The following is a 13968-nucleotide window of genomic DNA, read 5'->3' on the forward strand; positions in this document are numbered from 1 at the left end:
TTATTTAAGTGCCGCCCAGTGCTCCCGGATTCTAAGGTATGCGGCCAGTCTGGGCTGCCGTCCGTCGGAGAAAGTGGAATATTTTTTGAAGAAACAGGGCGGCACATACCCGTCATTCTTCCCATGCAGGAGCGGCAAATGCGTGGAGCGGTCAAAGAAAAAGACGAAGCCAAGTTCCTTACCAGCTTTGGACGGCCAGATGAGCCTTTTCCCACACTTCTTGCCAGCAGCGCAAATAGCTTTAGCTTCTGGTACGAAGGAGAAGACTGGAGAAAAGAGGGAGGTATCCGATACCTGACACCACTGGAATGTGAGCGCCTGCAAGGACTGCCGGATCACTGGACGGCCTACGGGTGCGAAGGAGAGACGATCAGCGACAGTGCCCGGTACCGGGCACTGGGTAATTCCATTGCCCTGCCATGCGCGGAGTATGTGATGGCGGGAATTTGTGAGGTTGAAAAATGACTTGCTATTGTGCGGACATTTGCGTATAATAAGGGTAGAAGAAAATGCAGCATAAGAAAGGAGACATTCTATATGGCAGCAAAATCAGCGAATTTATATGCGAGAATAGAACCGGATGTGAAAGAGCAGGCGGAAAGCATTTTATCTACCCTTGGGATTCCGGCTTCTAATGCAATCAATATGTTTTATAAACAGATTATTTTACAGAGAGGACTTCCGTTTGAAGTAAAAATTCCATCTGCAAGACCTGTTGATATCAGCGCATTATCGGAAGCAGATTTCCATGAAGAATTGGAAAAGGGATATGCAGATGTGCAGGCGGGACGCACAAAAAATGCAAGAGAAGTATTTGATGCGATACGTAAGGATTATGGCTTATGATATATGAAGTAAAAATGACGGGGCAGGCGGAGCTTGATTTAAGAGGGATCTATGAATATATTGCCTTTGAATTACAAGCACCAGAAAATGCAGCCGGACAAGTTCGACGCCTGGAAGAACAAATCATAAGTTTGGAAACCATGCCGGAACGATACAGGAGATATGAAACGGAACCATGGAAAAGTAGGGGACTTCGTATATTACCAGTAGATAACTATGTGGTATTGTATATTCCGGATGAAGATAGGAAAACAGTTGAGATCCTGCGTGTGATGTATGGCGGACGCAATATTGATAAGCAATTAAATCTTTATACAAAGCAATAAAAACCAGTGAGGTGTGTATGGAAAAAAATTTTCCATACACACCTTTTTCATTTTGGCGTGAAATCAGCTTTCAAAGATATTCTGGATTGTACCTGTAGCAGGTGTAGTTCTATAGTTAAGAAAAATAAATAAAAATTTTGTAGCTATTCAGAACAGCCCAAAGTACTAGCTGCTGAGTGCGTATGAACATGATATATATTGCTAAAAGTAAAAGAGAGGTATTACCGTTGGTAAGTGAAGTGAGCAAAATACTGGAAACTATGTAACTCCATAGGGAGTGGGAAAGGCTATATTCCTAGGTGGGGAATTTTTTGTCAAAGGTAAATTTTTGAATATGCTCTTTTAAGACCTTGTTGATATAGGAACTGAAATTCCGGTCATCCTGTTCAGCGAGGGCTTTTATTATTTGAATAATATCCTCATCCGGGGAGACGGATACTTTAACTTTATAAGGTTTATTTTTCATACTAATTCTCCTTTTTTGCTACTTTACTATTGCATAAAGTAGTAATAAATATGGAGCGAAGGAAATGAAAAGTAAGATTTTTTATAAACTATTCCCATGATATATACAATATGTAAATGTGCAATTCAAATAGCAGTTTATGCTAAGTGTGAAAGAAAATAATAATAATTACTATTATTGACAAAAGAATAATTATCATGTATAATACAGATATACAAGAAACAAAGTATTTATAAAAGAAATGGAGGTCAAATTATGACTTACGATTTAAACATTACCTTTGATGACAATTTAGTAACAGGAAATAAAACAATTGATACACAGCACAAAGAATTGATTGACCGTATTCAGAACTTTGTAATTGCCTGTCAAAATGGCGACAGCAAGGTAAAGGCGATCAAACTTCTGGATTATCTTAATGAGTATACTGACTTTCATTTTAAAGAAGAAGAAGCACTTCAGGAAAAAGCCGGTTATCCAGAGCGTGAAAAACATTATGAAAGACATGAAGAGTTTAAAAAGACAATTCAGGAACTGTATGAATACCTTCAGGAGTATGAAGGACCAACAGATCGGTTTAGTGAACTTGTACAGAAAAATGTAATCGACTGGCTGTTTGGACACATTAAAACATACGACCGCTCTGTGGCAGAATTTATCTTTATGAGACAAAATCCAGACCGATGCTAAAATAAACTAGGGGCTGTTACACAAATACAGCCCCTTTCCTGTTATAGCGATATTCTAGGTAATATATTGCGCTGGCATGCAGGATTTGATAATCCTGACCCGGCTGTGCAGGAAGAATGGAAGAAAATGGCACTTAAAGGAGACAGGCCCACACCGGAAGAAGTAATCAATTACGCAGTAAAAAAATTAGTCCCTATTTACATTTGTGTGTCTGATGTATCAACAGTATAATGATACATTTCACGAATTGCGTATGCAATTAGAAAATCAAGTAGTCCAAATTCCATAAAATGAAATTTTAGGGCAAATTACAGACATTGGCTTGGCTGTAGTATTTTTAAACAACGTGTGTTAGACTACTGTTATACAAATCGGAATTTATAAAGGAGAATATTGATGAAACTATTTTTATGTTCGCACTTTTCAAGTGTAGGAAGTCTGATAAAGGAAGAAATTGAAAATAAGAAAGTCGCATTTATTCCAACAGCTTCACTGCGTGAAGGCTACACCGGTTATGTCGGCTCGGCTCGAAAATTATTCAAAAAGTTGGGAGCAATCGTAACTGAAATTGATATTTCAACGGAGGCTTATTCAACGATACAGTCTGTTTTTGAAGAAGCAGATGTGATATATTTTACCGGCGGAAATTCTTTCTTTCTTATGGACCAGCTCCGTAAAACGGGAACTGATGGACTGCTGAAAAAGGAATTGGTAAATGGAAAATTGATGATCGGCGAGTCGGCAGGCGCAATTATATGCGCTCCAAGCATCCAATATATCGAGCAAATGGATGAAAAGCCGGAGGACTACTCACAAGAAGATGATGCAGGGATTGATTTGATTGATTTCTATGTTCTTCCGCATTATCTTACAGCACCATTTAAAAAAGTTACCGAGAAAATAATGACTGAGTTTTCGGATTTGAATCTATGCCCAATTAACAACCGTCAGGGAATTGTAATTGATGGTGAAGATTCAAAGGTTATTTGCAAAGACTAATTTGAAAATTCCTGTTTTTTGTTGATGCAGAGCAGAGGCGGTAACTATTGATAAGTTCCCACAAACCGATGAGGCACTGGACATGTTTCCACAAACCGATGAGGTAAAAAAGAGAGCAGTTCAGTCGTCTCAACGCATGTCGAGACGGTAGTCTTGATGTCAAGAAAAGATAAATAAGTGCCAGAAAGCGGCGTATTTCCGGGCTTTTTCGGAAGTTGGGATGTAAAGCCTAACCTCTGAAAAAAGCTCGGTTTTCTTATATGGAAACATATCTACTGCGAAATGTGTGTCAGGTTGTAACCTCGGATTAGATGTCACGATTTGAGACAGTGGATTAGATGAAAAATGAGGTGTTGAAGGTGGAGTATGTGGTCTAAACTGACGACAGAGCTGACGACAATTCTGACGACAATCTCGAAAAAAGAGACAAAACGAGATAAGAAGCAAAATGCTGAAAAAGCCTTATTTTATAAGGAAAAATGGCGTTTGACAAGAGGAGATAAAGGGTAGTTGAAAGTATTTCATTCATAACACTCGGGGACTTCCGGGAGGAAGCCCCCACTCCCTCGAACTTAGCGGGTTTCTCAGAAATGTGAAGCCCTTTTTTAATGCCAATTTTGGTCGTTTGAGAATAAATGAAAATCAAAAAAATTAAAATTTATCTGTTTACATGTTATGTTCTTGAGGATTATACTGGAAACAGTGCAATATATAAGCTGTGTAAAAGAAAGTCTGACAGCTGGAGTCGGAATTTTGGTAATACCGCATTTTTTTGTATACCGTATTTGTAATAGAAGGAATTATCAATACAAATAAAGAATAAAAAGGAGTAAAGCTATGAACCATATTTTAATCGCTTATTTCTCCAGAGCCGGAGAAAATTATTTCGGAGGTAAAATCAAAAGCGTAGAAGTGGGCAATACCGAAATTTGCGCAAAGGAGCTTAAGAAGGCTATCGAGGCGGATCTTTTCAAAATCGAGATGAAAGAGCCCTATTCGGACAACTATAAAAAGTGTGTGGCGCAGGCCATGAAGGATATGACCATTAAGAGGCGCCCGGAGCTGAAAAAATTGCCGGAGAGTATCGAACCCTATGATACGATCGTTCTGGGCTATCCCAATTACTGTGGAAGCATGCCGCAGGCGGTCACCACATTTCTGACGGCCTTTGATTTTACAGGGAAGAAGATTCTGCCCTTCTGCACCAACGAAGGAAGCGGCATGGGCCGGAGCGAAGGCGTGATCAAGAAGCTCTGTCCGACGGCGGAAGTGAAAGAGGGACTGCCCGTACATGGAAGCATGGCAGCTCAGGCAGGTCCGACCCTGGCAGAATGGGTGAAAAGAAATTGATAAAGTTATCAAAATGATGGAAAAAATCATGGTAAAGTACAAAAAGAAAGTAAGTAAGGGAGTGGAAAACTCATGGATGAACGCCTGAAACAACAGCTCGAGTTTGCCCTGGAAATCGATAAAGAGAAAAATATCTTCCGACAGACCCATCTGTCCGGACACGGGAGAAATGAGAATGACGCGGAGCATGCCTGGCATATGGCGATTATGGCTTATGTTCTGCGGGAGTACGCCAATGAACCGGTGGATATCGCGCGGGTCATGCTCATGTGCCTGATTCACGATATCGTGGAAATCGACGCAGGCGACACCTACGCCTACGACGCGGAGGGCCTGAAGACCCAGAAAGCCCGGGAGAACGCGGCTAAGGAGCGTATTTTCTCTCTGCTTCCGGATGAACAGAAGCAGGAATTGATGCAATTGTTTGATGAATTTGAAGAATTTGCAACCCCGGAGTCCAAATTTGCCCATGCCATGGACAATCTGCAGCCGTTGCTCCTGAACAACAGCAATGGCGGCGGAGACTGGAAGGAGCATGACGTATCGGCGGAGCAGGTCTACGGAAGACAGCGGAAAACCCGGCTTGGTTCCGAACGGCTCTATGAAGAAACCGATCGCATTCTTCAGGAAAATATTCGGAAGGGCAGCCTGAAAAAGTAAAAAATGAGGAGTGACTGGCTTGCAAATCCCCCTCGGATATACTATGATAATCTTAGCGAAAGACGCGAAAAATCATCGTGTATTCGAGGGGGATTTTATATGAATCAGCTGAATGAGACAGATGCTGAGAAGATACTTTCTGCGGTCCGGATCGGTCTGTGGCGGGTGGAATTTGAGGAAGGAAAACCGACCCGTTTTTATGCGGACGCAGTGATGGACGAGCTGCTGGGTGTGACCGGGGATGTGACGCCGGAGGAGCGCTTCCGGTTCCATATCGCCCATGTGCATCCGGCAGATATGTCCATGTTTCAGGAATATGCGGATAAACTGGCGGAAGTACGGACAGAGATTGTATACCGGTATCTGCACCCCTTAAAAGGGGAAATGATCGTGCGCTGCGGCGGTGTGCGAGACGTGTCGGAGAAGGGCTTTATCTATACCATGGGGACGCATCAGGATATCTCTGAAACCGTAAGGCTGGAGCGGGAACGGGAGATGGAGCGGCGGCTGACGGAGATGAATAAGAGCCTTCAGAGGAATCGGGAACGCCGGGAGGATTATTATCGTGAGCTTCTGGATATACAGAGCTGTGGAATTCTTGCCTATACCATACCGGATCACCGGGTCGTCCATATGAATGCGGAAGCACTTCGCATGTACGGGATAAAGAATATAGGTGATGCACAGGGAAAAATCGGGAATGCCTTGCGGAGCGTATACTATCCGAAACCGGGGACTGTGGAAAGACTGAGAAAGCTTCAGAAAGAAGATGATTCCGTGGATTACGAGTGTATCATCGGAAAAGGCAGTTCCAATGAGAGCCATATTGTGGCCAAGACGAAGATTGTGCAGATTCCGACCGGAGAGCGGGCTGCCCTTACCACCTTTGTGGATATCTCAGAAATGATGGTTCTGAAAAACGCCCTGCGGCAGGCAGAGGAGGGGAGCCGGGCCAAATCAGCCTTCCTCTTTGCCATGTCCCATGATCTTCGGACGCCCATGAACGCGATTATCGGCTACGCGAATCTGATGGAGACCCACTGGGGGGAGCAGGAGCTTACCGCCGGATATCTGAAGAAGCTGAAAGAGGCCAGTCAGTTTTTGCTTGGTCTTATCGGAAATGTGTTGGAGCTTGCGCGGATTGAGAGCGGAAAAGAAAGCTTAAGCGAAGAGGTCTGGGATATGCGGAAGCTGGAAGATACCATTGATATGCTTCTGAATGATGAGATAGTCAGAAAGCATCTGAAGCTGGAAAAGCATATGCGTGTGACGCATCCCTATATCTATTGCGACGCCATGAAGCTGCGGGAGATTCTGATGAATCTCATGAGTAACGCAGTGAAATATACGCCTGCAGGAGGAAAGGTCTGCCTGACAATGGAAGAACTGCCCTCTGAGAAAGCTGGATATGCGCAGTTTCGCGGGATTGTAGAGGACAGCGGCATCGGTATCAGCGCGGAATATCTACCCCACATTTTTGAGGAATTCACAAGAGAACGGAATTCATCGGAAAGCGGAATTCAGGGAACAGGTCTGGGACTGCGAATTGTGAAGTCCTTTGTGGATATGATGGACGGAAGCATCCTGGTAGAAAGCGAGCAGGGAAAAGGAACCCGGTTCACAGTTTTACTTTCCTGCCGGATTGCGGAGAAAAATGCTCTGAAGCAGAAGGAAGCCTCCACGGACAGACTTATGCTTTCGGGAAAACGAATTCTTCTGGCGGAGGATAATGTGCTGAACGCGGAGATTGCCATGACGCTGCTTGCGGACGCCCAGGCGGAGGTGGACCTTGCGGAGGATGGCGTCTGCGCAATTCAGAAACTTCGGGAGGTGCCGGAAGGGTATTATGATTTGATCCTGACGGATATTCAAATGCCGCGGATGAATGGATATGAGATGGCGAAGACCATTCGGGCACTTCCTGACGCCAAAGCGTCCATACCAATCATTGCCATGACGGCCAATGCTTTTGAGGAAGATCGAAGGGCAGCCCTGGCAGCCGGTATGGATGGCTATGTGGTGAAGCCGGTGGAGACGGCAGCGCTTGGAAAAGCCATAGCGGAGCTTAAAATTTAATCTTCTGTAAGGGAAGGCAGGCCGGATAGCCTGCCTTAAATTTCGGGAATATCTGTATTTGCCATAAAAGAAACCCTTTCTTTTGTGAAAAACATACTAAAAAAGCATAGTACAGGGATGAAAAGTTGTCAATAAAAACAGAAAGGTCGTTACAGGAGGTTTACAGATTCCCCTTCCCGGGAGTATAATAGAAACCGGCAAGAAAGTATTGGGAAATATTATGACTACAAGGAGGAGAAGATAAAATGGAACAGTTTCTGATTGCACATGATTTGGGAACCTCGGGGGATAAGGCGACGCTCTTTACCACAGAGGGACGGCAGGTGCGAAGCTACACTGCATCCTATGATGTGCATTTCTTTCATGGTAATTACGCGGAGCAGGATCCGGAAAACTGGTGGGACGCAGTCTGCGAGGCCACAAAGGCAGTGCTGGAAGGGGAAGACGCAAGCCGTGTGGCGGCCATGTCCTTCAGCGCCCAGATGCAGGGTTGCCTGCCGGTGGATAAGAACGGAATACCCCTCAGGGATTCTATGATCTGGGCGGATATGCGCGCGGTGAAAGAGGCGAAGCAGTTAGAGGATGCTATCGGCGCGGACCGAATTTACCGGATTACCGGACACCGGGTAGCTGCCAGCTACAGCATTGAGAAGCTGATGTGGCTGAAAGCCAATGAGCCGGAGGTCTATGAGAAAACCTATAAAATGCTGCAGGCCAAGGATTATATTATCCAGAGAGCGACCGGTGAGTTTGTGACCGATTATTCCGACGCGTCCGGCACCCAGGCGCTGGATCTTCGGAGACTGGAGTGGTCAGACGAGATTTTAAATGCGGCAGGCATTGACAGGGAGAAGCTGCCGGCCTTAAAGCGCTCTATCGATGTGGCAGGCTATATTCAGGACAGGGTAGCCGGTGAAATCGGGCTTCCCGCAGGGACTCCGGTTGTCTGCGGCGGCGGCGATGGCCCGGTGTCCGCAGTGGGCGCAGCCTGCATTAAGGACGGAGAGTTTTACCTGACCTATGGAACCTCCGCATGGATCGGCGGAACCACCACAGAGCCCTTTATTGACCCGGATAAGACGGTATTCTGCTTTGCCCATGTAATCCCGGGTAAATACATGCCCTGCGGAACCATGCAGGCGGCAGGCAGTTCTTATGCTTACATACGGCGGGCTCTCTGCGACGATATGCCCTACGACGAGATGAACAAGCTTATCGAGAAGTCCCCGGCGGGCGCGCAGAATCTGATTTTCCTGCCTTATATGCTGGGTGAGCGGAGCCCCCGATGGAATCCGGACACCAGCGCGGCGTTTCTGGGAATCAAGCCGGAGCATGAAAAGAAGGATTATGTGCGCGCGGTGATTGAGGGAATCGCCATGAACATGGAGCTGATTCTGAAGGCCTATCGGAAGCAGGCGAAGATTGAGCAGATGAACCTGACCGGAGGCGGAGCCAAGGGCGAGGTGGTAACCCAGATCCTGGCAGATGTGCTGAACGTGAAATTTGATATGCCGGACTGCGTGGAAGCGGCCACTTCCATCGGCGCGGCGGTTATAGCAGGCGTCGGCGTAGGCGTCTTCGACAGCTTCGACGAGATCAAGCGCTTCCTGAAGTTTGAGAAGCATGTGGAGCCCAAGAAAGAGAACCAGAAGGTTTACGAGGAGCTGAAGCCGGTCTTTGATGAGGCATATCATTGCCTGGTTCCGCTGTATGAGAAGTTTGCAAAATTGTAAAAGTATATAAAAATTCCCGGGTGAGTTGATTCACCCGGGAGTTTTTTGAAAAAACGCAGGAATCTTATATCAGACACAGTTGTCGTAGAGCGTGCGCGAACCCGTCGTCTGCGATATCCTTTGTAACGTAATCGGCGTTTTCTTTCAACGCATCCACGGCATTTCCCATGGCGATGCCGACGCCCGCGTGGCGAATCATTTCCATGTCGTTCAGGCTGTCGCCCAGCGCAATCGTATCCTTCAGCCCACAATCCCCATAAAACGAAAGCACCCGGTCGATGCCAGCCGCTTTCGTGATATTGCGCAGCGTAATTTCGCCATTGGCGAGGTCACGCTCCATATTTTCATAGAGAAAGCATTGGATATGAGGCGGCAGAGCCTGACTCAGCGCTTCGAGGGCGCTGGGGTCTTTCGAAAAGAGATAGAGCTTCAGAATCTGCCCGAGGTCTGCCTCTGCGATGTCGGAAAAAGGAAACATCCCTACGTCTGCCATAGCGGCCCTTGCCAGTTCGCTGTCATCCGGCTGTTCCGTGAAGATTCCCTGAAAGAGGGAATACGCAAGGGGAGTCAGATAATTGCGCCTGCTGCCCTCCAGCTTAAATTCGATGTGGTGCTCCTGCATAAAAGCGATCAGCCGCTTCAGATCCCCGGTGGGAAAGTTCTGCTCGAAGATAGTCTCGCCCTCTGCAATGATATGCGCACCGCAGGCAAGCACCATACCGCTTAAGGGGAGCTGGCGCAGATCCCCGGTAATATCAGGAAGAGGCCGCCCGGTACACAGAAAGATGCGATGCCCGTTCTCCCTGGCCTGCCGCAGCGCCTCGCATGCGGATGCCGGAATTTTCCCGGTCTCATGGTCAAATAAGGTGCCGTCGATGTCGGCAAATATGATTTTTTTATTCATAAGATGCTCCTTTATTCTTGATTGATGTTGCTGTAGACCAGGGTCTCAAACTCCTCGAAGGTGGTACAGCTGCGGGCCTCCTGCAGGATAGAATCGTTGCTGAACAGTGAAATCAGAGATTCATACAATTCCCGGAATGTTTTCTTATCCGCCTTGTTGATAGCCAGAAGAAATACCAGATGGACGGTATTGTTGTCCCATTGAAAGCCCTTCTTGCTGACGGCGACGGCAATGCTGGTTTTGATGGCGTCCATATCCGTCGAATGGGGGATGGCAATATGGCCGAAGGCGGTGGTAGAGGCATTTTCCCGCTTGTAGACCTTTTCTTCGAAGCCGGCGTCTGTGTAACGCTTCACTTGCAAAAGATCACAGAGATAGGTAAGAATTTGATTTTTGCTTGTCATGTTCGTGTTGGCCACAAACAGATCTTTTTCGAAGAAAGCGTGGAAGTTGGTCTTCAGCTTATGATTCTTATAACGGTTCTGACTGTTGACAATGGTTTCCTGAATGACACTGTATTGCTGCGACAGATTGAACGGTGAAATCTGAATGGTATCGCAGTCATAGGTGTGATATAGCGGAACAGTCGTGAACAACAGACCGAAGGACGAGATGTCCAGGGACTGTAAAGCCTCCTCGCTGTGGACGCTGGACACGATATTGATCTGATTTCCGAAATTCAGCAACAGTTTGTTCAGAAGGTCCACGCCGAGATTACGGTATTCCGGACACAACAATACAGTGGGAATTTTGGAACGGTTGATAGTCTGACGTTCAATCTCCGCGCCGATATGCATGGCCAGAAAAGCTGTTTCATCCTCTGAGACATAGAAATGGTAGCGTTCCATGATATCCAGAGTGATATAAATTGCCATATCGAAGACCACCGGGCTGTTCAGCTTAATGGATTTTGTCAGTGGATTCGCGATATTCTGTCCGTTGCGCAGTCGGAACAGGAGGTTCTTCAAATGCAGGGAAAACGGAGTCACAAAGGATTCATCGGATAAATCAATCAAATAAAGGGTATTGATTTGTCGGATATAATATTCCGTCAGGGATATGACTTCATTGCCTACAAGACTTTTAAGCTCCGCTTTTGAGTCCACGATGGAATAGTTGGCGTTGGCTTTGATCAGCATATAAATCTCATAGCGCTCATAAGAATTCAGCGAAATACCGAACAGAGAATCCAATTCCGCTATCAGCTGCTGAAGTAACGCGTTTTCCTGTTCAGTTTTTATGGAAAAGGTAAATGCGCTGGAATCTAACGGGTTGCCGTTGAGCTTCCGATCGATAATAATGACGATGTGCAGCAGTAAATTAGCGGTGGCAAAATCGTTCAGATAAAAGTTATGCGCCTTAAAGGAGCTGACGACAATGTTATGTAACTGATCGATATCCAGGTCAGGGAAACATTGCTTCAGTTGCTGCAGGGTGATAAAGCAGTTCTTGGATTCCTCGCTGAGGACATAGCTGATAAGTTTCCGCTTATTCTTTTCTTCCCCTTTGATATACAGACAGTCGTTCTCACAGAGAAACTCCACGCCATAAGTAGAAAAGGCTTTATTCATTTTGGAAATCACGGCCTTTACCGTGGAATAGCTGATACACAGGTTTTCGCATAGCTCGAATAAATCCAGATGTGAGGTATGATAGAGAATCAGTTCTTTGATGATAAAAAAGGCGCGCTCTTCACCGGTCTGAGGAATACTCTCGCTGTTGTCGAGGGTCAGAAGAGAGGAAGCCTGACGGTTGAGTTCATACCCGTTTCTGGAGGACAGAATGAGCTTGGTATTGTATAAGGAATTGATATCGCTGACATAATTCTTTACAGAACGCGTGGAGATGGACAGCGCGTTGGCGATTTCTGTACTGGTTATGGGTTTGCTCTGGGATAAGAGATATTTCAGCAGATCATGCTGTTTCTTTTTCACAAACAGTTCGCTTCCTTTCCTTTTTCTATAACATACAGGTGCAAAAACAGGTACTTCGTTTTTTACACTGTTTAAGTACGTATATAAAAACAAGCTTCTTATATTATAAAAAGTCCGATTTGGCTTAGCAACCATTTTTTTTCACTTTAAGGGGCAAACGGAGAGTCTTTTAATTGCCCGTCAGGGTGCAAAAGACAGGATGAAAAAAAGAATTTCGTGAGGTATACTGTGGACACAGACAAAAACAAGAAAGGAGAAAGAAACATGGAAAACCTGAAGGTAATGCTTTGCTGCGGCGCGGGAATGTCCAGCGGATTTCTGGCAAGCAACGCGCGGAAGGTCGCAAAGAAGCAGAAGCTGGCAGTCAGCATAGAGGCGAGAAGTCAATCGGAAGTAGCGGAATATTTATCCTCCATTGATGTCCTGCTTCTGGGACCGCACTACGCAGTGGATCTGGACAAGTTTCAGGATCTGGCGAAGCCGTATGGGGTGGCTGTAGCCGTGATACCCCAGGATGTGTATGGAGCGTTGGACGGCGCGCGGATTCTGGAGATTGCTATGGAACTGGCAAAACAAAAGTAAGAGCTAAGACCGCCATCTTAGCCCTTAAAAGAAATCAAAAATTGCGTAAGACTTCTTTCTGCCTATTATACCCTATCAGGAGAAAATGTGCAAGATAAAGCAGAAAGAGACTACTGAATGACTACTGAAAAAGGGGGACATTTTACAAATGAAAAATATTATGAAATGGCTGTCGGAATCCTTCGCGCCAACCATGAACAAACTTTTCAGCAAACCCTGGCCGTCGGCCATCTCAAGCTGTATGCAGAAGATTATTCCGTTTATCTTAACCGGATCCCTGATTTATTTCTATAACGTATTTGTATCGTTTATACCGGCGCTTCCGGATTTATCACCGATTCTGAATTACAGTTTCGGCGTCATTACCCTGATCGTCGCATTTATGATGGCAAATCAGTGCATGGAGAAACTGAATCATCCGGCTTATGTCATCAATGCGGGAATCACTTCCATCGGAATACTGCTGATGGTCGCAATGCCGGTGGGAGAAAGCGCGGACAGCATTTCCGCACTGCTTTCGAACCTGGGACCTTCGGGAATCGCCGTTGGTATGGTAGTCGGTCTGTATGTGGCAGTGATCTTCCATAACTGGGGAAAACTCCGTTTTTTACAGGACAGCAGCATTCCGGATTTCGTAACAGCCTGGATCAATACCATCGTGCCGAACGTGGTTTCCCTGGGAATTGCGATGATTCTGGTTCATGTTCTGCATATCAATTTATATAATGCGATTATTTCTGTATTCATGCCCATCGCGAACATCGGACAGACGCTTCCGGGCTTTATTCTGTGCTGCCTGGTTCCGGCGTTCTTCTATACCATGGGTATCTCCAGCTGGATGTTCGGAGCGGTTACAACGCCGATTTTCATGGCTGGTATTCAGGCGAACATTGATGCGGTTGCCGCAGGAGGCATTGCGACCAACATCGTGACAAGCGAATCCACCTTTACACTGGCCTTTGTTACCATGGGCGGCATGTGCGCTACACTGGGACTGAATGTTTTAATGTGCTTTTCCAAATCCAAGCAGTTAAAGACACTGGGACGTATCTTTATCGCTCCGTCCATCTTTAATATCAATGAGCCGGTGATGTACGGCGCTTCGGTTGTGTTTAATCCGTTGTTGATGCTTCCGGCCTGGATCAATTCCGTTGTGGGACCGGTGTACGTATGGATTCTGATGAGTACCGGTCTGCTGAACATCCCGTCCAAGATGATTCAGGTGGGACAGATTCCGGCTCCGATTTGCAGTGTGATGGTTACGGAGGATATCCGCGCGCTGTTGTGGTGGGCGATCCTGTTCGTGATTTACCTGGCGATCTGGTATCCGTTCTTTAAGGCATATGAGAAGCAGAAGCTGGAAGAAGAGGCTGTCGCAGAAGCGTAGCCGTTATATGACATA

Annotated in this window: 14 protein-coding genes; 11 read left to right on the plus strand and 3 right to left on the minus strand. The window is 46.0% G+C overall.

The window, feature by feature from the left end:
- The 3 genes from WMO29_RS15790 to WMO29_RS15800 all read left to right on the plus strand — a co-directional run.
- Positions 1-465: DNA cytosine methyltransferase (locus WMO29_RS15790; protein WP_349165449.1), on the plus strand; the 465-nt coding region annotated here is incomplete at its 5' end.
- Between the two features lie 72 nt (positions 466-537).
- Positions 538-846 (plus strand): type II toxin-antitoxin system RelB/DinJ family antitoxin, encoded by a 309-nt coding sequence (locus WMO29_RS15795; protein ID WP_186871860.1) that lies wholly within the window; start codon positions 538-540, stop codon positions 844-846.
- The gene (locus tag WMO29_RS15800) at positions 843-1172 is read left to right on the plus strand and encodes a type II toxin-antitoxin system RelE/ParE family toxin (RefSeq protein WP_186871859.1); all 330 of its coding nucleotides are present in this window, start codon (positions 843-845) and stop codon (positions 1170-1172) included. Before WMO29_RS15795 ends, WMO29_RS15800 begins: the two co-directional genes overlap by 4 nt.
- 295 nt (positions 1173-1467) lie before the next feature.
- Here the strand turns inward: WMO29_RS15800 and WMO29_RS15805 are convergent, their stop codons facing one another.
- Positions 1468-1638 (minus strand): toxin-antitoxin system protein, encoded by a 171-nt coding sequence (locus tag WMO29_RS15805; protein WP_186871858.1) that lies wholly within the window; start codon positions 1636-1638, stop codon positions 1468-1470.
- Between the two features lie 255 nt (positions 1639-1893).
- Between WMO29_RS15805 and WMO29_RS15810 the strand changes: the two genes are divergently transcribed.
- From WMO29_RS15810 to xylB, 6 genes are all read left to right on the plus strand, one after another.
- Positions 1894-2328, plus strand: coding sequence for a bacteriohemerythrin (locus WMO29_RS15810; protein ID WP_349165450.1), 435 nt, complete (start codon positions 1894-1896; stop codon positions 2326-2328).
- Between the two features lie 396 nt (positions 2329-2724).
- Positions 2725-3327, plus strand: coding sequence for a Type 1 glutamine amidotransferase-like domain-containing protein (locus tag WMO29_RS15815; protein ID WP_186871855.1), 603 nt, complete (start codon positions 2725-2727; stop codon positions 3325-3327).
- An 837-nt stretch (positions 3328-4164) separates the two neighbouring features.
- Positions 4165-4677: a flavodoxin gene (locus WMO29_RS15820; RefSeq protein ID WP_178039520.1), complete on the plus strand. Its 513-nt coding sequence runs from the start codon at positions 4165-4167 to the stop codon at positions 4675-4677.
- A 72-nt stretch (positions 4678-4749) separates the two neighbouring features.
- Positions 4750-5337 (plus strand): HD domain-containing protein, encoded by a 588-nt coding sequence (locus WMO29_RS15825; RefSeq protein WP_178039521.1) that lies wholly within the window; start codon positions 4750-4752, stop codon positions 5335-5337.
- 99 nt (positions 5338-5436) lie between these two features.
- A complete protein-coding gene (locus tag WMO29_RS15830) occupies positions 5437-7413 on the plus strand; it encodes a hybrid sensor histidine kinase/response regulator (RefSeq protein ID WP_349165452.1) in 1977 nt (658 codons plus the stop codon).
- 245 nt (positions 7414-7658) lie between these two features.
- The gene (gene xylB / locus WMO29_RS15835) at positions 7659-9146 is read left to right on the plus strand and encodes a xylulokinase (RefSeq protein ID WP_349165453.1); all 1488 of its coding nucleotides are present in this window, start codon (positions 7659-7661) and stop codon (positions 9144-9146) included.
- 64 nt (positions 9147-9210) lie between these two features.
- Here xylB and WMO29_RS15840 read toward each other — a convergent pair whose 3' ends face one another.
- Together WMO29_RS15840 and WMO29_RS15845 are read right to left on the minus strand one after the other, a co-directional pair.
- Positions 9211-10050, minus strand: coding sequence for a Cof-type HAD-IIB family hydrolase (locus WMO29_RS15840; RefSeq protein ID WP_178039524.1), 840 nt, complete (start codon positions 10048-10050; stop codon positions 9211-9213).
- Between the two features lie 11 nt (positions 10051-10061).
- Positions 10062-11984, minus strand: a complete 1923-nt coding sequence (locus WMO29_RS15845) for a PTS sugar transporter subunit IIA (protein ID WP_178039525.1) — start codon at positions 11982-11984, stop codon at positions 10062-10064.
- A gap of 264 nt (positions 11985-12248) precedes the next feature.
- Between WMO29_RS15845 and WMO29_RS15850 the strand changes: the two genes are divergently transcribed.
- The gene (locus tag WMO29_RS15850) at positions 12249-12566 is read left to right on the plus strand and encodes a PTS sugar transporter subunit IIB (RefSeq protein WP_178039526.1); all 318 of its coding nucleotides are present in this window, start codon (positions 12249-12251) and stop codon (positions 12564-12566) included.
- A gap of 148 nt (positions 12567-12714) precedes the next feature.
- Complete coding sequence (locus tag WMO29_RS15855) at positions 12715-13953, plus strand: PTS transporter subunit EIIC (RefSeq protein ID WP_178039527.1); 1239 nt, start codon at positions 12715-12717, stop codon at positions 13951-13953.
- The last annotated feature ends 15 nt before the right edge of the window (positions 13954-13968 follow it).

Origin of the sequence: Laedolimicola intestinihominis (assembly GCF_040096155.1) — a bacterium.
GTDB lineage: Bacteria > Bacillota > Clostridia > Lachnospirales > Lachnospiraceae > Laedolimicola > Laedolimicola intestinihominis.

Excerpts from the sequence above, each read along its gene's own strand:
- WMO29_RS15815 (WP_186871855.1), top strand. The coding sequence starts at position 2,725 with ATGAAACTATTTTTATGTTCGCACTTTTCAAGTGTAGGAAGTCTGATA.
- WMO29_RS15825 (WP_178039521.1), top strand. The coding sequence starts at position 4,750 with ATGGATGAACGCCTGAAACAACAGCTCGAGTTTGCCCTGGAAATCGAT.
- WMO29_RS15840 (WP_178039524.1), bottom strand. The coding sequence starts at position 10,050 with ATGAATAAAAAAATCATATTTGCCGACATCGACGGCACCTTATTTGAC.
- WMO29_RS15850 (WP_178039526.1), top strand. The coding sequence starts at position 12,249 with ATGGAAAACCTGAAGGTAATGCTTTGCTGCGGCGCGGGAATGTCCAGC.
- WMO29_RS15855 (WP_178039527.1), top strand. The coding sequence starts at position 12,715 with ATGAAAAATATTATGAAATGGCTGTCGGAATCCTTCGCGCCAACCATG.
- WMO29_RS15830 (WP_349165452.1), top strand. The coding sequence starts at position 5,437 with ATGAATCAGCTGAATGAGACAGATGCTGAGAAGATACTTTCTGCGGTC.
- WMO29_RS15805 (WP_186871858.1), bottom strand. The coding sequence starts at position 1,638 with ATGAAAAATAAACCTTATAAAGTTAAAGTATCCGTCTCCCCGGATGAG.
- WMO29_RS15820 (WP_178039520.1), top strand. The coding sequence starts at position 4,165 with ATGAACCATATTTTAATCGCTTATTTCTCCAGAGCCGGAGAAAATTAT.
- WMO29_RS15800 (WP_186871859.1), top strand. The coding sequence starts at position 843 with ATGATATATGAAGTAAAAATGACGGGGCAGGCGGAGCTTGATTTAAGA.
- WMO29_RS15795 (WP_186871860.1), top strand. The coding sequence starts at position 538 with ATGGCAGCAAAATCAGCGAATTTATATGCGAGAATAGAACCGGATGTG.
- xylB (WP_349165453.1), top strand. The coding sequence starts at position 7,659 with ATGGAACAGTTTCTGATTGCACATGATTTGGGAACCTCGGGGGATAAG.
- WMO29_RS15810 (WP_349165450.1), top strand. The coding sequence starts at position 1,894 with ATGACTTACGATTTAAACATTACCTTTGATGACAATTTAGTAACAGGA.